Below are 19548 nucleotides of genomic sequence, written 5' to 3'. Positions count from 1 at the left end.
AGAATCAACGACTCACAGCAATCGCCTGGTTATTCATGATACGCGGAGTGAGGAACACCAGCAGCTCGGATTTTTTCTCCGAAACCACATCACGCCGGAAAAGGCGGCCAAGATACGGCACATCGCCAAGAAATGGCACCTTATCTACGACCTTGCTCTGAGTATTTGAGAAAACTCCGCCAATCACAATGGTCTCGCCATCATTGACCAGGACCTTGGCGTTGACTTCGTTTTTCTTGATCGGCGGCACTTCCTGCACCTTGTTCAGGTAGTCCGGCTCATCCTTGGTGACCTTGACCTCCATGATGATGCGGTTGTCCGGGGTGATCTGCGGGGTCACCTCCAGCGACAGCGAGGCCTCCTTGAACGACACCGAGGTGGCGCCGCTGGAGCTGGCTTCCTGGTAAGGGATTTCCGTGCCCTTGAGGATCTTTGCCGTCTCCTTGTCGGACGTCACCACCTTGGGCTGGGAGACGATTTCGCCGTTGCCGGTTTTTTCCATGGCCGTCAGCTCAAGGTCCAGCAAGACGTTGTCGGTGATGAACGCAATGCCGATCCCCGACGTATTGCCCGAGGCACCCAGGTCGACGAACGGCTGGTTGGTGCCGGTACTGCCCGGCGTGCCGATGGTGGTGGAGGTGCCAGTGGTCACCCCCGAGGAGTTCCAGTTGCCCTTGTTCTGGATCGACCCTCCCCAGCGCACGCCCAGGCTTTTGTCGTAGTCGACGTTGGCTTCGACAATCCGTGCCTCGATCATCACCTGGCGCACCGGAATATCCAGCTGCGCCACGATCCGGCGCAGTTCGTCGAGCCGGTCCTGGGTCTGGTAGGCAATGATGTTGTTGGTTCGCTCATCCACCGTGATCGTGCCGCGCTCGTCGGCTTTGGCCTCGGCACTGGTCACTGACTGGAACAGCTTGGCGATGTCCGCCGCCTTCGCATAGTTGACCTGCAGCAGCTCACGCCGCAGCGGTGCCAGGTCGGCGATCTGCTTCTGCGACTCCAGTTCCTGGCGTTCACGCGCGGCGATTTCATCGGCCGGGGCCACCAGCAGCACGTTACCGACCTTGCGCTTGTCCAAACCCTTGGTCTTGAGCACCAGGTCCAGCGCCTGGTCCCAAGGCACATTCTGCAAGCGCAGGGTAATGCCGCCCTGCACCGTGTCGCTGGCCACCAGGTTCAGGTTGGTGAAATCGGCAATCAGTTGCAGGACCGAACGCACTTCGATGTCCTGGAAGTTGAGCGAGAGCTTCTCGCCGCTGTAGGCCGCGCGGTCAGCATTGCGTTTTTGCAGGTCGTCGACAGTCATGGGCCGGACGCTGACGGTGAGTTTGTTGTCGGTCTGGTAGGTCGAGTAGTCGAAGGTGCCACTGGGCTCGATGCTGATGGTCGCCCGGTCGCTGCCGGCGCTGGCATTGACGAATTGCACCGGGGTGGCGAAGTCCTTGACGTCCAGGCGCACCCGCAATGGTTCGGGCAATTGGGTCCTGGCGAAATTGAGGATGATCTTGCCTTCGCGTTCCTGGATGTCCGGGGCGATGGACGGATCGGACAAATCGATCACCACATTGCCTTCGCCCTGGGTTCCCCGCTGGAAATCCACCCCACGAATCGCCTTGCCCACCGGCCTACCGGCCCTCGCGGGCACCGCGTTGGCCACCGCCGGGCGCGGGGCCTGGGCGACGCTCTTCCCAGCAGTGTTCTTCGCCGCGGCGCCCTTGCCAACCACCACGAACAGGCTATTGCCTTCGACCCGGGTGTCGTACGGCGCCAGCTGGGTCAGACCGATGATCAACCGGGTGCGATCGCCTGCCTCGACCACGGTGGCGCTGCGCGCATTGCCCCCGCCCAGGTCGCGGTGCTTGCTGGCCAGTTGATTGGTCACGCCTGGCAGGTCCAGGGCAATCCGGGCCGGTTGTTCGGTGGTGTAGCCCCGAGGGGGCGGCGGCGGCCCGTCGAAGGTGAGCTTCAACTCGACGCGGTCGCCCGGCAACGCCGCGACATCCAGCGTCTTCAGACTGGCCGCGTGAACCATCGGCGACAACAGCGCTATCCATAGCGAAATACCGAAGGCTGACAAAAACCTGTTCATTGTTGGGGTTCCACTATTGAGTGCTCTTTCAAAGGAATGGTCCGAGGTCGCTCCAGCCAGGCACCCTCGCCATCGGGAACGATTTCGATCACATCGACCTGGGTGGCGCCGATGGCGAAGATTCGCCCGTCGTTGCGCCCCAGATAGTCACCGACCTTGAGCCGATGCACCCCGCCCGCGCCCCGCAGGAGTGCGAAGGAGCCACTGGCGTTGGAGATCGTACCGACCATTTCAAACTGCTCGATGTTGAAGCCTTCCAGGTACTGCTTGACCCGGTTGGGGTCGGGCCGGACGTTGTGCGAGCCGCGCTGCCGGTCGGCCTGGTCCACGCGGACCTGCCGGGAAAACGGGCTGCGCAGGTTCGCAGCGCTGTAGGTAAAGGTCTCGTAGGGCCTGAACGTCGGGGTCGGCTCGATCTTGCCGGGCGGACGCAGGCGCACTTCGTTCATGTAAGCGTCCAGGTCGCTGAAACCGTTGTCGTCGTTGCAACCCGCCAGCGCGACCAGGCCCGCCAGCAGGCAGAGGCGACACACCAGCGGCCTCATGGCTGCGCCTCCTGCTCGTTGTAGCGGTAGGTCTTGGCCTGGATGCTCATGCGCAGCTTCGTGCCGGCCTCGGGCTCCATCGGGGCGATTTCGAAATCGTGCAGCGTGACGATCCGGGGCAGTCCGGCCACTCCACTGACGAATGTCGCCAGGTCGTGGTAGCCGCCGGTCACGGTGATCTGGATCGGCAGCTCGATGTAGAACGGTTGGGTGACTTCCGGCAGCAGCTTGATTTCCTCGAACTCCAGGCCGCTGCCCAGGCCGGTGCGGGTAATGTCTTCCAGCAGGCCCGGCACCTCGGTATCACTGGGCAATTGCCGCAACAGTACACCGAAAGACGTTTCCATCTGCTTCATCTGCTCGGTGTAGCGTTCCAGGTTCGCGGCCATGTGGGCCTTGCCCGCGAATTGTGCCTTGAGGGTACTTTCTTCCTCGCGCACCTGCTGCAACTGGTTTTCCAGGTCGCTCAAGGCAAAGTTATAGCCCAGCCCCAGCACCAGGGCCACCAGCAGGATGCCCGCCAGCCATTTGATGGGCGCCGGCCAGGAACCGATGTTGTTGGTGTCCAGGTCACTGACGTCGATCTTGCGCAACGCGTCGAGCCATTCCCCCGGCCTCATTGGGCGTCCCCCTCATCGGCCGACCGGGTCTGGCGAACCGTCAGCTGGAAAACGTTGGCCTGGTCGAGCTGACCGGCGGTGGTGGCCTTGACCTCCGTCAGGCTGGGCGCATCGAACAGGTCCGACGAGTCCAGGTTGCGCATCAGGTCCGAGACCCGGTTGTTCGATTCCGCGGCCCCTTTGATGAAGAGCGTCCGGTCCTCCATCTTCACTTCGGTGAAATACACCCCGTCCGGCAAAGTCCTCACCAACTGGTCGAAGATGCGCCCGCTGACCGGTCGATTCCCTTGCAAGTCCTGGATAATGCGCATGCGCTCCAGCAATTGCTGGCGACGGGCTTTCAATTCGCTGATCTGCTTGATGCGCTCGTCCAGCACGGCGATCTGCTCGGAGAGGTGGCTATTGCGGGCGACCTGGTGGTCGATGGCACTGTCGATGTAGCGGACGGCGACCAGGACCACGCCGACCGCCCCGACCAGCGCCGCCACCAAGGCCAGCAGAAAGCGCTTGCGCCGCTCTTCGCGCAGCTCTTCGCGCCAGGGAAGCAGGTTGATCCGCGCCATCAGTCGAAACTCCTGAGGGCCAGCCCACAGGCAATCATCAGTGCCGGAGCATCACTGGCCAGGGCACCGGCATTGACCTTGCTGCTCAGGGCCATGTTGGTAAACGGGTTGGCCACCTGGGTCGGCGTGCCCAGGCGCTGCTCGATCAGCCGATCCAGGCCAGCGACCGAAGCCGTGCCCCCGGCCAGCAGAATGTGGTCCACCGCGCTGTACTGGCCCGAGGCGAAGAAGAATTGCAGGGAGCGCGAGACCTGCTGCACCAGGGCCTCGCGAAAAGGTTGCAGCACTTCGCTGAGATAATCGTCCGGCAACCCACCCTGCTTCTTTGCCAGGCCGGCCTGCTCGGGTGTCAGGCCGTAGCGGCGCTGGATCTCCTCGGTCAACTGGCGGCCGCCGAACAATTGTTCGCGGGTATAGATGATGCGCCCGTTGTGCAACACGCTGAGGGTGGTCATGGTGGCGCCGATGTCGATGACCGCCACCGTCAGCCGCTCCTGGGACGCGGCCAATTGCGTGGCGAGCAGGCCAAACGCTCGCTCCAGCGCATAAGCCTCCACATCGACCACCCGGGCCGTCAGCCCGGCGAGCGCCAACGCGGCCTCGCGAACCTCGACGTTTTCCTTGCGACAGGCCGCCAGCAGCACTTCGACGCGCTCGGCGCTGCGCGGCGAAACGCCCACCACCTCGAAATCAATGGCCACCTCATCCAGCGGATAGGGAATGTACTGATCGGCTTCGATCTTGAGCTGGTTCTCCATGTCGTCGTCGGACAGGCCCGCATCCATCTCGATGATCTTGGTGATCACCGCCGAACCCGCCACGGCCACCGCCACGCTGCGCAACGGCGTCTTGGCCTTGGCCAACAGCCGCGACAACGCCTGGCCCACCCCTTCGAGCTCGGCGATGTTCTTCTCGATCACGGCGTTGGCCGGCAACGGTTCGACCGCGTAGGACTCGACGCGGTATCGCTCGCCCTGGCGACTCAACTCGAGCAGCTTCACCGACGTCGAACTGATGTCGATCCCCAGAAGCGCATGGGCTTTTTTATTGAAGAGTCGTAGCACTACCAATTCCCTATGACTATCCGTGAGTTACGGACTCTCTAATATGCATTGCGTTCAATCACGGCCGTCCGACGGACGTCTGGATGGCATTCCCGACGAAAAAAAATGCTTATAATGCCCAGCGTTTTTTTTCGCTTTGTTGCAAGCACGGGTCCTTCCCTGCACCTGGCGCCTTTTTCATTCTTTGCCTGGATATCCAAAAGCCTTGATTCGTCTGCTGAAATTTTTCGGATGGTCCATCGTCGCCGTTTTCTGCGGACTGCTCTTGGGCCTGAGCGGTGCCTTTCTTTACCTTAGTCCGGGATTGCCGTCCGTGGAGGCACTGAGAAGTATTCAGTTGCAGATTCCTTTGCGGGTGTACAGCAGCGACAACAAGCTGATCGCCGAATTTGGCGAAATGCGCCGCACACCGATCCGTTTCGCCGACATTCCCCCTAATTTCATCAATGCGTTACTAAGTGCTGAAGACGATAACTTCGCCAACCACTATGGCGTCGACCCCGGCAGCCTGATGCGCGCCGCCAGCCAGTTGGTCAAGAGCGGGCACATCCAGTCCGGCGGCAGCACCATCACCATGCAGGTGGCCAAGAACTTCTTCCTGACCAGCGAGCGCAGCTTCTCGCGCAAGACCACCGAGATCCTCCTGGCCCTGCAGATCGAGCGGCAGCTGACCAAGGATGAAATCCTCGAGCTGTACGTGAACAAGATTTACCTGGGCAACCGCGCCTACGGCATCGAGGCGGCGGCACAGGTGTATTACGGCAAGTCGATCCGCGACGTGAGCCTGGCGCAGATGGCGATGATCGCCGGCCTGCCCAAGGCACCGTCGCGCTTCAACCCGCTGGCCAACCCGGCGCGCAGCAAGGAGCGTCGCGACTGGATCCTGGGGCGCATGTACAAGCTCGGCAAGATCAGCGAGGCCGACTACACCGCCGCGATCAATGAGCCGCTGAACGCCAGCTATCACGTGCCGACCCCGGAAGTGAACGCCCCGTACATCGCCGAGATGGCCCGTGCCGAGATGGTCGGACGCTATGGCAGCGACGCCTACACCGAAGGTTTCCGCGTGACCACCACGGTGCCGAGCAACTTGCAGGAAATGGCCAACACCGCGCTGCACGAGGGCCTGATGACCTACGACCAGCGCCACGGCTACCGTGGCCCTGAATCGCGCCTGCCGGGCAAGACCAAGGAAGCCTGGGCCCTGGAGCTGACCAAGCAGCGCACCATCAGCAGCCTGGAGCCGGCGATCGTCACCTCGGTGGACAAGGACGGCATCAAGGTGTTGACCCGCAACGGCGAGCAGGAAGAACACGTGGCCTGGGACACCATGAAATGGGCCCGTCCGTTCCTCAATACCAACAGCATGGGCGCCGCCCCACGGCAGCCGTCGGACGTTGCCCAGGTCGGTGACCTGATCCGCGTCCAGCGCCAGGCGGACAACACGCTCAAGTTCAGCCAGATCCCGGCAGCCCAGGGCGCCCTGGTGTCCCTCGACCCGCAGGACGGCGCCATTCGTTCGTTGGTGGGTGGCTTCGCCTTCGAGCAAAGCAATTACAACCGTGCACTGCAGGCCAAGCGCCAGCCGGGCTCAAGCTTCAAGCCATTCGTCTACAGCGCCGCCCTGGATAACGGCTACACCGCCGCCAGCCTGGTGAACGATGCGCCGATCGTGTTCGTCGATGAGTACCTGGACAAGGTCTGGCGGCCGAAGAACGACACCAATACGTTCCTCGGCCCGATTCGCCTGCGCGAGGCGCTGTACAAATCCCGCAACCTGGTATCGATCCGCCTGTTGCAGGCGCTGGGCGTGGATCGCACCATCGACTACATCAGCAAGTTCGGCTTCAACAAGCAGGACCTGCCGCGCAACCTGTCCCTGGCCCTGGGCACCGCGACCCTGACGCCGATGGAAATCGCCACGGGCTGGAGCACGTTCGCCAACGGCGGCTACAAGATCACCCCGTACATCATCGACAAGATCGAAAGCCGCAACGGCGAGACATTGTTCGTGGCCAACCCGCCACGGGTCCCCACAGGCGAGCAGGCCAGCGATGGCGTCGCCGCACCGTCCACCGACACGTTCACGGTCAATGCGACGCCAGGCGAAGCCACCACGGCCCCAGGCTTGCCGCAAGCGCCCGCCGTCGCGGAACGCATTGTCGATGGCCGCACCACCTTCATTCTCAACAGCATGCTGCAGGACGTGATCAAGCTCGGCACCGGCCGTCGCGCCCTGGCCCTGGGCCGTACCGACCTGGCGGGCAAGACCGGTACCACCAACGAGTCCAAGGACGCCTGGTTCTCCGGCTACAACGCCGATTACGTGACCACGGTCTGGACCGGTTTCGACCAGCCTGAAAGCCTGGGTCGCCGTGAGTTCGGCGGCACCGTGGCGCTGCCGATCTGGATGACCTACATGGGCGCCGCCCTCAAGGACAAGCCGCCGCACACCCAGCCGGAACCGGAAGGCATCCTCAGCCTGCGGGTCGACCCGGTCAGCGGCCGCGCGGCCACGCCAGGCACCCCGGGTGCGTACTTCGAGCTGTTCAAGAGCGAAGACACTCCGCCCTCCGTCAACGAGCTGGGCAACGGTGTCGCACCGGGCAGCCCGCTGCCAGCGGACGAAGCGGCGCCGATCGATCTGTTCTGACCGGTCTCATCCAAAAGCCCCGCCTTCGAAAGAAGTGCGGGGCTTTTGTTCTCAATGACACCACTACCTGTGGGAGCGAGCTTGAACTGGTCAACTAATTTTGGACACCAGTTACGGTTTCATGCTGCCAGTTTCTCCATAGCTACCGGCGACCGGTAGTCGTTGTAGCTATGGAGTCTGACGTTGTTGTAACGCATCACATAACGCTGCACATCCACGCGGGCTTCATGCTCCGAGCTGTAGCCATCTTCTGGCACCCACTCTGACTTCAGGCTCCCAAAGAAACGCTCCATCGGGGCGTTGTCCCAGCACTCACCTTTGCGACTCATGCTTTGCAGGAGTCCATGCTTGCGCATTTCATTCCTGAATTTGTGGCTGGTGTATTGGCAGCCTTGATCGGAATGAAACAGCACCTCTTTTGGGCAACCTCGCAATTGCACCGCCATTCGCAACGCTTCGCAGGTCAGCGAGGCATCGGAAATCATTGAAAACGACCAGCCCACGATCCGGCGAGCAAACAGATCCAGCACCGCCGCGAAATACATCCAGCGCTTGCCGACCTTGATGTACGTCACATCGCCACACCACACCTGGTTGATCGCCGTGACATCAAACTTGCGCTTGAGCACGTGCGGCGCCACCAACGCTTCCACGCCGGAAGATTTGTACCTGTGCCGCCGGCGCTGACGACTGGCAACACCGGCTTCGCGCATCAAGCTGCGAGCCATATGCCGCCCGACACGATGTCCCTTTGCTTGCAGCTCCTTGGAAAGGGTGCGAGACCCCGCGGATGCTCTGGACTCCTTGTGATGCTCGACCAGCACGGCTTTAAGTTTCTCCCGCTCGGGCTTCACTTTGCCTTGGCGCTGACGCCAGGCGTAAAAGCTGCTGCGGTTGACTCCAAACGCCCGACAGCAATTGTTAACGCCGTACTGCTCGTCCAGCTCATTGATCAACGAGAATGATCTTTGGAGTCCAAAAGCAGGAGAGCACTGGCCTTTTTTAGGATTTCAATGTCCAGGTCTTTTTGCCTGAGCAACGCTTTGAGCTGCTGAATTTCACGCTGATCAGCGGTAATCGCCTTGGCGCCCACCGGGGTCGAACCCAAGCGTTCCTTGCGAACCTGATCGACCCAGCGGCGAAGCGCCGTGGGCCCAATATCCAGGCTGGCGCAGACTTCGGGAACCGACTGTCCCTCGTCCAGCACCATGCTGGCCGCTTTGAGTTTGAACTCACTGGAGTAAGATTTACGCATAACCAAAACACCTCAGATTTGGGCGCCATCATAGCGCCCGATTGAAGTGTCCAAAATCATTAGGCCAGTTCAGCTTGCTCGCGATAGCGTCGGATCAGCTTGCATCGATGTTGAATGCCAGGCCGTCATCGCGAGCAAGCTCGCTCCCACAGGGGTCTGTGACGGTCATACAAAAGCGGCGACCAACAAAAAGCCCCGACTCTCAGGAGCCGGGGCTTTTTGTTGAAGCGCTACAACGGCTTAGCCGTTGAACACGTCATCCACGCTCTTGAGCGGGTAGTTCTTCGGGTACGGCAGGGTGGCCACGCCCGTCTCGATGGCGGCCTTGGCCACGGCGTCGGAGATCAGGGTGATCAGGCGGGCGTCCATTGGTTTCGGGATGATGTACTCACGACCGAATTCCAGCTTGATGCCGCCGTAGGCGTCGCACACTTCCTGAGGCACCGGCAGCTTGGCCAGTTCGCGCAGGGCGTTGGCGGCCGCGACTTTCATCTCTTCGTTGATGCGCTTGGCGCGAACGTCCAGGGCACCACGGAAGATGAACGGGAAGCCCAGGACGTTGTTGACCTGGTTCGGGTAGTCCGAACGGCCAGTGGCCATGATCACGTCGTTGCGAGTCGCGTGAGCCAGTTCCGGGGAGATTTCCGGGTCCGGGTTCGAGCAGGCGAACACGATCGGGTTCGGCGCCATGCGCAGCAGGTTTTCCGGGCTCAGCAGGTTCGGACCCGACAGGCCGACGAACACGTCGGCACCGTCCAGGGCGTCCGCCAGGGAGCGCTTGTCGGTCGCGTGGGCGAAGACGGCCTTGTACTGGTTCAGGTCGTCACGGCCGGAGTGGATCACGCCGGTACGGTCGACCATGAAGATGTTTTCGATCTTGGCGCCCATGCTCACCAGCAACTTCATGCAGGAGATGGCCGCAGCGCCGGCACCCAGGCAGACGATCTTGGCTTCCGGCAGGGTCTTGCCGGCGATTTCCAGGGCGTTGATCATGCCGGCCGCGGTGACGATGGCGGTGCCGTGCTGGTCATCGTGGAACACCGGGATGTCGCACTGTTCGATCAGGGCGCGCTCGATCTCGAAGCACTCAGGTGCCTTGATGTCTTCCAGGTTGATGCCACCGAAGGTGATGGAGATGCGCTTGACGGTGTCGATAAAGGCTTGCGGGCTCTCGGAATCGACTTCGATGTCGAATACGTCGATACCGGCGAAGCGCTTGAACAGTACGCCCTTGCCTTCCATGACTGGCTTGGAAGCCAATGGGCCGAGGTTACCCAGGCCGAGAATCGCGGTGCCATCGGAAATGACTGCAACCAGGTTGCCTTTACCGGTGTATTTGTAGGCCAGTTCAGGGTCGCGAGCGATTTCGCGGACTGGTTCGGCTACGCCGGGGCTGTAGGCCAGCGACAAGTCGCGAGCAGTAGCGGTGGCCTTGGTGAGCTCGACACTCAGCTTTCCTGGACGAGGATGCGCGTGATATTCGAGAGCGGCAGTTTTCAGATCAGACATGTGGGCATTCCGCTTTTTACTGTGTTGGACAGACGGACCGCCGAGGATACGCGCCTCGCAAAGTCCCTACAAGACTGACCAGTCACTGCTGTCAAGCGCCCTACTCTACGACTTTGGACCAAGAGCCGCGAAACACAAGGGCTACATGCATACAATCCGACCAAATAATGTCTACAATTATTTTCTTACAGGACCGCTTCCAACATGGCCGGATCGGTCAGCGGCAGCATCCAACGCGCCTGGCCAGCCTTGTTCCCGCCACGCCGGGCGCGGTCGACGACCCAGCCCCGGGCCTCGATTTTCCGCCCCTTGAGCCGCTCCAGGGCCGAGGCGTCGAAGCGCCTCTGCAAACCCGGCGCAATGTGCAGGACAACCGGCCCCTGCAATTCAATCCAGATGCCACCGCGATTGCGCCGCACACTTTCCACACGCCCGCTCATCAGCACGAAACCTGGGGCATCGATCTGTTCCGCCCGGACGACAGGGGATTTCTTCCAGAGGCCTGCCCCGGCTTGCCGCGCATGACGCTCAGCCACTTGCTGGCAACTGACCAGGTCGACGTTCGGCGCAACCGCCACCAGAAACCCCAGCCCCTCGGCAATCAACCGCTCCTCGAGGTTCTCGCCCCGGGCGCTGTAGACGTGGGCCAGGGTACGACCGTAATCATCACGGTCGTCCTTGCCAGGCAATACGCCCACCCGGCCATCGTTGGCGGCCACCAGGGCTTCGAGTCGCTGGCGCGCCGCCACGGCGAAGGGTTCGTCGGCGCGGCCGCGCTTGCCCAGCTCAGGGCTGTTGAGACCGATCATCCGAATGCGGCGACCATCCTCCAGGTACAAGGTGTCGCCGTCCACCACGCGCTGCACCGCCACCTGGGGCAGGCTGCCCGGCAAAGGACAGGCCCCCTGGGCACCACAGAGCCAAATCGCAGACACAAAAAAGGCGCCCGCAAGGGACGCCTTCTTCATCAATCTGGAGCAGTCGAGACGACCATCCAAAATGATCAGCCTCAGGCTTTTGGAGTAACTTTGCCGAAAGCACCGAAACGATCGGCGAACTTCTGAACGCGGCCGCCGGTATCCAGAGTCTTTTGCTTACCGGTGTAGAACGGGTGGCACTCGTTGCAAACGTCGATCGCCAGGGCTTTGCCGTAGGTCGAACGCGTTTCGAACTTGTTGCCGCAGCTGCAGGTTACGGCAATTGCTGGGTATTCCGGATGGATATCGGTTTTCATGCTGTTTTCCTCAGGCTAGCGTGCCGCCACCCAACACTATTGTTGAATACCGCACGTAATTAGGCCGCGGATTCTACCAGACATCGTCATTCGCGCAAGCTGTCGCTTATACCAACCGTCTGCTAGGCTCGCGCCCTCAAGCACAATCCCTGTGGGAGCGAGCTTGCTCGCGATAGCGATGGGTCAGTTGCGGTGATGTTGGCTGTGCCACCGCTTTCGCGAGCAAGCTCGCTCCCACATTGAATCGCGCTCAGCCTTGCGAACTTGTCCGCTTATCGAGATTCCCCGCGTGCCCAACGCCATCCTGCGCCTCGCCCTGCCTTCACCCCTGCGCCGCCTGTTCGACTACCGCGTCCCCGCCGGGGTCCTGCGCGCCCAGTTGCAGCCGGGCATGCGCCTGCGGGTGCCGTTCGGCCGGCGGGAAATGATCGGCATCCTGGTGGAGGTCACCGATCACAGCGAGGTCCCGGTCGACAAGCTCAAACCAGCCCTGGCCCTGCTCGATGCCACGCCGCCGCTGCCCGCCGCGCTGTTCAAGTTGTGCCTGTGGACGTCCCAGTATTACCAGCACAGCCTCGGCGACACCCTGAGCTGGGCGCTGCCGGTGCTGCTGCGCCAGGGCGAGCTGGCCGAGGCGCGCCAGGAGCGGTTCTGGTCGGTGGCCCCGGGGGCCTCGCTGGACGATCCGCGCATCGCCCGCGCGCCGCGCCAGCGCGAGGCCTTGGCGACCCTCGCCCAACACCCCCATGGCGTGGCCCACCAACTGCTGAGCAAACTGATGCTCAGCAAGGACAGCCTCGACCTATTGCTGGCCAAGGACCTGGTCCAGGTGGAGATCCGCCGGCACGCCCCCGGCGCCCGCCACGAACATTGGCTGGCCCAGCCGGAACTGCCGCTCAACGCCGAACAGCGCGCCGCTTGCGAAGCGATTCGCGCAGGTTTCGACAGTTATCACGCCTTTCTGCTGGCGGGCGTCACCGGCAGCGGCAAGACCGAGGTCTACCTGCAACTGATCCGCCAGACCCTGGAGGCCGGCAAGCAGGCCCTGGTGCTGATTCCGGAAATCAACCTCGGCCCCCAGACCCTGGCGCGTTTCGAGCAACGCTTCAATGCGCGGATCGCCCTGGTGCACTCGGCAGTCAACGACCGCGAACGCCTGGAAGCCTGGCTCGCCGCCCGCGACGGCGAGGCCGATATCATCATCGGCACCCGCTCGGCCCTGTTCACGCCGATGAAAAACCCCGGCCTGATCATCATCGACGAAGAACACGACGGCTCTTATAAACAGCAGGAAGGCCTGCGCTATCACGCCCGCGACCTGGCGCTGGTACGCGCCCGCCAGGAAAACATCCCGATCGTCCTCGGCTCGGCCACGCCCTCGCTGGAAAGCCTGCACAACGCCTACACCGGCCGCTACGGCCTGCTGCGCCTCAACGAACGGGCCGGCGGCGCCAAGCAACCGCGGTTCCTGCGCCTGGACGTGAAAAGTCGTCCACTGGACAGCGGTATTTCCGGGCCGATGCAGCAAGCCATCGGCCAGACCCTCGCCGCCGGGCAACAGGTCCTGGTGTTCCTCAATCGCCGCGGTTTTGCCCCGACCTTGCTGTGCCACGACTGCGGCTGGATGTCTGGCTGCGAACGCTGCGACGCGCGGATGACCGTGCATCAACGCCATGGCGAACTGCGTTGCCACCATTGCGGCCACGTCGAACGCGTGCCAAGGCATTGCCCGCAGTGCGGCAAAGTGGACTTGCGCCCGGTCGGCGCCGGCACCGAACGCGCCGAGGAACGGCTGGGCATCCTGTTTCCGGACTACCCGGTCTTGCGGGTGGATCGCGACAGCACCTCGCGCAAGGACGCGATGAACCAGTTGTTCGCAACGATCCAGAAGGGCCAGCCGTGCATATTGGTGGGCACGCAGATGCTCGCCAAGGGGCATCACTTCCCGCGGGTCACGCTGGTGTCGATCCTCGATGCCGATGGTGGGCTGTTCTCCGGCGACTTCCGCGCCAGCGAGCGCATGGCGCAGCTGATCGTCCAGGTCGCAGGCCGGGCCGGGCGGGCCGAGGAACCGGGCAAAGTGATTATCCAGACGCACCTGGCCGATCACCCGCTGTTGATCCAACTGACCGAGCAGGGTTATTTCGCCTTCGCCGAACAGGCTTTGAGTGAACGCCGCAGCGCCGGCCTGCCACCCTTTTCCCACCTGGCGCTGCTACGGGCGGAAGCCCACAAGCCCGGGCAGGCCGAAGGCTTCCTCGATGAGGCCTGCAGCGAGGCGGAGCGTTTGCTGGCAGAGCAGAGCCTCACCGGCATCGAACTCCTGGGGCCGGTGCCGGCGCCGATGGAGCGCCGGGCCGGGCGCTATCGCGCGCAGCTTTTATTGCAGGCCAACGCCCGGGCCCCGCTACATCGACTGCTGAGTGCCTGGCTGCTGGCGCTGGAGCAGATGCCCAGCGGACGGGCGGTGCGCTGGTCGCTGGATGTGGATCCGGTGGATTTGTATTGAATGGACCACAAACCTGCCCCTGTGGGAGCGAGCTTGCTCGCGATTGCGACGATACAGTCGACACTACCGTCACTGACCCACCGCTATCGCGAGCAAGCTCGCTCCCACAGGGGATCGCGTGCATCCAGGCCAGCAAGAATAGTCACCACACATCCCCAACCGACCCGCTACAGTTGGCAAGCTCGTCCGGGCCACGGATAATGCCCAGTTTTTCCACCAGCGCATCGAAGCGCCGCCGCGCCTGCGGTTGAAAGAGAAGACCATGAAAGACACCATTCGCCAGCTCATCCAGCAAGCCATCGCCCAACTCGTCGCTGAAGGTGTGCTGCCAGAAGGCCTGTCGCCGGCGATTCAGGTCGAGAACACCCGCGACAAGACCCACGGCGACTTCGCCAGCAACATCGCGATGATGCTCGCCAAGCCGGCCGGCATGAAACCTCGCGACCTGGCGGAAAAAATCATCGCCGCGCTGCCGGCCGACGAAAACGTCAGCAAGGCTGACATCGCCGGCCCCGGGTTCATCAATTTCTTCCAGAACACCCAGGCCCTGGCTTCGCGCCTGGATGCGGCCCTGGCCGACGAACGCATTGGCGTGCGCAAGGCCGGCCCGTTGCAGCGCACCGTGGTCGACCTCTCGGCCCCCAACCTCGCCAAGGAAATGCACGTCGGCCACCTGCGCTCGACCATCATCGGCGACGGCGTGGCCCGGGTCCTGGAGTTTCTTGGCGACACCGTGATCCGCCAGAACCACGTTGGCGACTGGGGCACCCAGTTCGGCATGCTGATGGCCTACCTGCAGGAAAATCCGATCACCAGCGACGAACTGTCGGACCTGGAGAACTTCTACCGCGCCGCCAAGCAACGCTTCGACGAGTCGCCCGAGTTCGCCGACCGTGCCCGTGGCCTGGTGGTCAAGCTGCAGGCCGGCGATGCCGAGTGCCTGGCGCTGTGGAGCAAGTTCAAGGACATCTCCCTGTCCCACTGCCAGAAAATCTACGAGCTGCTGAACGTCAAGTTGACCATGGCCGACGTGATGGGTGAAAGCGCCTACAACGACGACCTGGTCAACGTGGTCAACGACCTCAGGGCCAAGGGCATGCTGGTGGAAAGCAACGGCGCCCAGTGCGTGTTCCTCGACCAGTTCAAGACCGCCGACGGCGAGCCACTGCCGGTGATCATCGTCAAGGCCGACGGCGGCTACCTCTACGCCACCACCGACCTGGCGGCCGTGCGCTACCGCAACAGCGTGCTCAAGGCCGATCGAGTGCTGTATTTCGTCGACCAGCGCCAGGCCCTGCACTTCCAGCAAGTGTTCGAAGTGGCGCGCCTGGCCGGCTTCGTGACCCGTCCGATGGAAATGGAGCACATGGGCTTCGGCACCATGAACGGCGCCGACGGCCGCCCGTTCAAGACCCGCGATGGCGGCACGGTGAAGCTGATCGACCTGCTGACCGAAGCCCAGGACCGCGCCTACACCCTGGTCAAGGGCAAGAACCCGGACCTGGCCGAGGACGAGCTGCGCAAGATCGCCAAGGTGGTGGGCATCGACGCGGTGAAATACGCCGACCTGTCCAAGCACCGCACCAGCGACTACAGCTTCAACTTCGACCTGATGCTCAACTTCGAAGGCAACACCGCACCGTACCTGCTGTACGCCTACACCCGCGTGGCGGGGGTGTTCCGCAAGCTCGGCAAGGGCTTTAACGAAGTGGACGGCCAGATTGTGCTCGAGGCCCCTCAGGAACAGGAGCTGGCGGCGAAGCTGGCGCAGTTCGGCGAGGTCCTGAACAACGTCGCCGACAAGGGCACGCCGCACACCCTGTGCGCCTACCTGTACGATGTGGCCGGCCTGTTCTCCAGCTTCTACGAGAACTGCCCGATCCTCAATGCGCAAACCCCGGAGCAAATGCAGAGCCGCCTGCGCCTCGCCGCGCTGACCGGGCGCACGCTCAAGCAAGGCCTGGAACTGCTGGGCCTGGAAACCCTGGAGCGCATGTAAGTTGGCCGCCAAGAAAAAACCTGCACCCAAGCGCGGCGCCAGTCGTTACCAGCCTCCAGCCAAAAAACCGATTCCAGGTTGGTTGTGGATGGCCATCGGCCTGACCGTCGGCGCGTTCATTGTGTTCTTGATGAAGCTGGAGCCGGGCCAGGGTGATGACGTCAAGCGCGTCCGGCAAGAGCAGCAGAAAGCCACCCGCATCGCCGAGGCCAACAAGACCCCGCCGAGCCCGACACAACCGGTGAAGCCGAAGTACGACTTCTACACGTTGCTGCCGGAATCGGAAGTCATCGTGCCGCCCGATGCCGTGCCGGAGAAAACCCTGCCGACGCCGCAAGTACCCACCACACCGGTGACCCCGGCCGAAGCGGCGAAGATCGACACCGCTCGCGCCCAGGCGGCCCTGGCCGGCATCACGCCGCCACCGGCCCCTCCGGTGCAGAAAGCCGCGCCGGTGACGAAGTTCTTCCTGCAGGCCGGCTCGTTCCGCAAGGAAGCCGACGCCGACAAGGTCCGCGCGCAGATCATTCTGCTGGGCCAATCCGTGTCCGTGGAATCCGGGACGGTGAAGGACGAAACCTGGTACCGGGTACTGGTCGGCCCGTTCAGCAACCGCGAGGAACTGACCAAGGCCCAGAAACAACTGGCGGGCAGTGGTTTCAGCAACCTGTTGTTACAACAACGCCAGAGCCGCTGATTCCCACCGAGAACGCCTGTGGCTATGGCTTTTGTGGCGAGGGAGCTTGCTCCCGCTGGGCTGCGCAGCAGCCCTCAAAAGCCTGGGACCGCTACGCGGTCCAGCGGGAGCAAGCTCCCTCGCCACAGAGCATTTCTTTGACACAAACGGCCAGATGCCGCTCGTCCCCTCCCCCACCCCACAGTTGAAAAACCCCACGCCACCCCCATATGAGTTCCATCCGGGCATTTTCGCCCCGCTGCGTGGAGACTCTCCCTTGACCACCATCGTTTCAGTCCGCCGTCATGGCAAAGTCGTCATGGGCGGCGACGGCCAGGTTTCACTGGGCAACACCGTGATGAAAGGCAACGCGAAAAAAGTCCGCCGCCTGTATCACGGCGAGGTCATCGCCGGGTTCGCCGGCGCCACCGCCGACGCTTTCACCCTGTTCGAACGCTTCGAAGGCCAGCTTGAAAAACACCAGGGCCATCTGGTCCGCGCCGCTGTGGAGCTGGCCAAGGAATGGCGGACCGACCGCTCCCTGAGCCGCCTCGAAGCCATGCTCGCGGTCGCCAACAAGGACGCCTCGCTGATCATCACCGGCAACGGCGACGTCGTTGAGCCCGAGGATGGCTTGATCGCCATGGGTTCCGGCGGTGCCTACGCCCAGGCCGCGGCCAGCGCCCTGCTGAAAAAAACCGACCTGTCGGCCCGCGAGATCGTCGAGACCGCCTTGGGCATCGCCGGCGACATTTGTGTCTTCACCAACCACACCCAGACCATTGAGGAGCAGGACCTCGCCGAATAAGCCTGCCACCCGTGCACCGGCTCATTCTTGCTTGAGGACCGCCAATTATTATGTCCATGACTCCCCGCGAAATCGTCCACGAACTCAATCGCCATATCATCGGCCAGGACGATGCCAAGCGCGCCGTCGCCATCGCCCTGCGTAATCGCTGGCGCCGGATGCAGTTGCCCGAAGAGCTGCGCGTCGAAGTGACCCCCAAGAACATCCTGATGATCGGCCCGACCGGTGTCGGCAAGACCGAAATCGCCCGGCGCCTGGCCAAGCTCGCCAACGCACCGTTCATCAAGGTCGAAGCCACCAAGTTCACCGAAGTCGGCTATGTCGGCCGCGACGTCGAGTCGATCATCCGTGACCTGGCCGATGCCGCGATCAAGCTGCTGCGCGAACAGGAAATCACCAAGGTCCGCCACCGCGCCGAAGACGCCGCCGAAGAGCGCATCCTCGACGCCCTGCTGCCACCGGCGCGCATGGGCTTCAACGCCGACGCCGCCGCGACCCAGGATTCCAACACCCGCCAGCTGTTCCGCAAGCGCCTGCGCGAAGGCCAGCTGGACGACAAGGAAATCGAGATCGAAGTGGCCGAGATGGCCGGCGTCGACATTTCCGCGCCGCCGGGCATGGAAGAAATGACCAACCAGTTGCAAAGCCTGTTCGCCAACATGGGCAAGGGCAAGAAGAAAAGCCGCAAGCTCAAGGTCAAGGACGCGCTGAAGCTGGTGCGCGACGAAGAAGCCGGTCGCCTGGTCAACGAAGAGGAATTGAAGGCCAAGGCCCTGGAAGCGGTCGAGCAGCATGGCATCGTGTTCATCGACGAAATCGACAAGGTCGCCAAGCGTGGCAATGTCGGCGGCGCCGATGTGTCCCGCGAAGGTGTACAACGCGACCTGCTGCCGCTGATCGAAGGTTGCACGGTCAACACCAAGCTGGGCATGGTCAAGACCGACCACATCCTGTTCATCGCTTCCGGTGCGTTCCACCTGAGCAAACCGAGCGACCTGGTGCCGGAGCTGCAAGGCCGCCTGCCGATCCGCGTCGAACTCAAGGCGCTGACGCCGGAAGACTTCGAGCGCATCCTGAGCGAGCCCCACGCGTCCCTGACCGAACAGTACTGCGCGCTGCTCAAGACCGAAGGCCTGAGCATCGAGTTCACGCCAGAAGGCATCAAGCGCCTGGCCCAGATCGCCTGGCAGGTCAACGAGAAGACCGAGAACATCGGTGCCCGTCGCCTGCACACGCTGCTCGAGCGCTTGCTCGAGGAAGTGTCGTTCAGCGCCGGCGACCTGGCCAGCGCCCACAACGAAGCGCCGATCCTCATCGACGCCGAGTACGTCAACAGCCACCTGGGTGAATTGGCGCAGAACGAAGACCTGTCGCGGTATATCCTGTAACCCACCGACAGATTTCCCGGGACCTGTGGGAGCGAGCTTGCTCGCGATGGCGGCATCACATTCAACCCATGAGTTGACTGTCAAACCGCTATCGCGAGCAAGCTCGCTCCCACATGGACCGTGTCGCTTTTGCAGAAGGCATCCTTCCGAGACGGATCACAGGCCATGACCAAACTCCCCACCGCCATCAACCTGCACAAAGCCTCCAAGACCCTGACGCTCAAATACGCGCCGGACGAGGAGTACCACCTGCCCGCCGAATTCCTGCGGGTGCACTCGCCTTCCGCCGAGGTCCAGGGCCATGGCAAACCCATTCTGCAATACGGCAAGCTCAACGTTGCCCTGACCAAGGTCGAACCGGCCGGCCAGTACGCACTGAAACTGACCTTCGACGACGGCCACGACAGCGGATTGTTCACCTGGGACTATCTCTACCAGTTGGCGGTGCGCCAGCAAGACTTGTGGAACGATTATCTTGGCGAACTCAAGGCTGCCGGAAAAACCCGCGATCCGAACGCGTCCGTCGTCAAGCTGATGCTCTAGCTCAAGGGCTGGCGCTTTAGGGCGATTTTTCTAGACTCATCTGCTTGAATGCCCGCGCAGCAACGTCAATGACTGGCCTGCTTGCGAAAA

At 62.6% G+C, this 19548-nt stretch carries 17 protein-coding genes; 7 read left to right on the top strand and 10 right to left on the bottom strand.

Features of this window, described 5'->3' with window-relative positions; genetic code table 11:
* Nucleotides 1-4 precede the first annotated feature (4 nt).
* The 5 genes from pilQ to ACZ5M5_RS02230 are packed head-to-tail and all read right to left on the bottom strand — an operon-like array spanning nt 5 to nt 4884.
* Nucleotides 5-2092, bottom strand: a complete 2088-nt coding sequence (gene pilQ, locus ACZ5M5_RS02250) for a type IV pilus secretin PilQ (protein ID WP_464738517.1) — start codon at nt 2090-2092, stop codon at nt 5-7.
* A complete protein-coding gene (locus tag ACZ5M5_RS02245; RefSeq protein ID WP_060739558.1) occupies nt 2089-2637 on the bottom strand; it encodes a pilus assembly protein PilP in 549 nt (182 codons plus the stop codon). Before ACZ5M5_RS02245 ends, pilQ begins: the two co-directional genes overlap by 4 nt.
* Nucleotides 2634-3257 (bottom strand): type 4a pilus biogenesis protein PilO, encoded by a 624-nt coding sequence (pilO, locus tag ACZ5M5_RS02240; protein WP_060739559.1) that lies wholly within the window; start codon nt 3255-3257, stop codon nt 2634-2636. The genes ACZ5M5_RS02245 and pilO overlap by 4 nt, the downstream gene beginning before the upstream one ends.
* On the bottom strand, nt 3254-3820 hold the full coding sequence (locus ACZ5M5_RS02235) for a PilN domain-containing protein (protein ID WP_060739560.1): 567 nt from the start codon (nt 3818-3820) through the stop codon (nt 3254-3256). The genes pilO and ACZ5M5_RS02235 overlap by 4 nt, the downstream gene beginning before the upstream one ends.
* Entirely contained in the window at nt 3820-4884 is a 1065-nt protein-coding gene (locus ACZ5M5_RS02230; RefSeq protein ID WP_060739561.1) for a pilus assembly protein PilM, read from the bottom strand. Before ACZ5M5_RS02230 ends, ACZ5M5_RS02235 begins: the two co-directional genes overlap by 1 nt.
* Nucleotides 4885-5092: 208 nt before the next feature.
* Here ACZ5M5_RS02230 and ACZ5M5_RS02225 point away from each other — a divergent pair, with 208 nt between their 5' ends.
* Nucleotides 5093-7537, top strand: coding sequence for a penicillin-binding protein 1A (locus ACZ5M5_RS02225; protein WP_203225789.1), 2445 nt, complete (start codon nt 5093-5095; stop codon nt 7535-7537).
* Between the two features lie 119 nt (nt 7538-7656).
* On the opposite strand, the gene ACZ5M5_RS02220 is transcribed toward ACZ5M5_RS02225, so the two are convergent.
* From ACZ5M5_RS02220 to rpmE, 5 genes are all read right to left on the bottom strand, one after another.
* Nucleotides 7657-8493, bottom strand: a complete 837-nt coding sequence (locus ACZ5M5_RS02220) for an IS3 family transposase (RefSeq protein WP_464737817.1) — start codon at nt 8491-8493, stop codon at nt 7657-7659.
* Nucleotides 8490-8747, bottom strand: coding sequence for a transposase (locus ACZ5M5_RS02215; RefSeq protein WP_237140769.1), 258 nt, complete (start codon nt 8745-8747; stop codon nt 8490-8492). The genes ACZ5M5_RS02220 and ACZ5M5_RS02215 overlap by 4 nt, the downstream gene beginning before the upstream one ends.
* A 285-nt stretch (nt 8748-9032) precedes the next feature.
* The gene (locus tag ACZ5M5_RS02210; RefSeq protein ID WP_053117649.1) at nt 9033-10301 is read right to left on the bottom strand and encodes a malic enzyme-like NAD(P)-binding protein; all 1269 of its coding nucleotides are present in this window, start codon (nt 10299-10301) and stop codon (nt 9033-9035) included.
* 185 nt (nt 10302-10486) lie between these two features.
* Nucleotides 10487-11269: a thermonuclease family protein gene (locus tag ACZ5M5_RS02205; protein ID WP_464738516.1), complete on the bottom strand. Its 783-nt coding sequence runs from the start codon at nt 11267-11269 to the stop codon at nt 10487-10489.
* A gap of 41 nt (nt 11270-11310) precedes the next feature.
* The gene (gene rpmE / locus ACZ5M5_RS02200; RefSeq protein WP_014336159.1) at nt 11311-11535 is read right to left on the bottom strand and encodes a 50S ribosomal protein L31; all 225 of its coding nucleotides are present in this window, start codon (nt 11533-11535) and stop codon (nt 11311-11313) included.
* Between the two features lie 289 nt (nt 11536-11824).
* Between rpmE and ACZ5M5_RS02195 the strand changes: the two genes are divergently transcribed.
* The 6 genes from ACZ5M5_RS02195 (at nt 11825) to ACZ5M5_RS02170 (ending at nt 19458) form a co-directional block, all read left to right on the top strand.
* On the top strand, nt 11825-14044 hold the full coding sequence (locus ACZ5M5_RS02195; protein WP_464738515.1) for a primosomal protein N': 2220 nt from the start codon (nt 11825-11827) through the stop codon (nt 14042-14044).
* Between the two features lie 262 nt (nt 14045-14306).
* On the top strand, nt 14307-16043 hold the full coding sequence (gene argS, locus ACZ5M5_RS02190) for an arginine--tRNA ligase (protein ID WP_060739565.1): 1737 nt from the start codon (nt 14307-14309) through the stop codon (nt 16041-16043).
* A gap of 1 nt (nt 16044) precedes the next feature.
* The gene (locus ACZ5M5_RS02185; RefSeq protein WP_003196959.1) at nt 16045-16740 is read left to right on the top strand and encodes an SPOR domain-containing protein; all 696 of its coding nucleotides are present in this window, start codon (nt 16045-16047) and stop codon (nt 16738-16740) included.
* 256 nt (nt 16741-16996) lie between these two features.
* A complete protein-coding gene (gene hslV / locus ACZ5M5_RS02180; protein WP_003196958.1) occupies nt 16997-17527 on the top strand; it encodes an ATP-dependent protease subunit HslV in 531 nt (176 codons plus the stop codon).
* 50 nt (nt 17528-17577) lie between these two features.
* Complete coding sequence (gene hslU, locus ACZ5M5_RS02175) at nt 17578-18915, top strand: ATP-dependent protease ATPase subunit HslU (RefSeq protein ID WP_060739566.1); 1338 nt, start codon at nt 17578-17580, stop codon at nt 18913-18915.
* Nucleotides 18916-19080: 165 nt separating this feature from the next.
* Nucleotides 19081-19458 (top strand): gamma-butyrobetaine hydroxylase family protein, encoded by a 378-nt coding sequence (locus tag ACZ5M5_RS02170; protein WP_060739567.1) that lies wholly within the window; start codon nt 19081-19083, stop codon nt 19456-19458.
* Nucleotides 19459-19548 lie beyond the last annotated feature (90 nt).

This window comes from Pseudomonas sp. Van50 (genome assembly GCF_055390755.1).
Note: the sequence above shows the minus strand (reverse complement) of the source record. Positions and strands in the feature narration are given on the sequence as shown.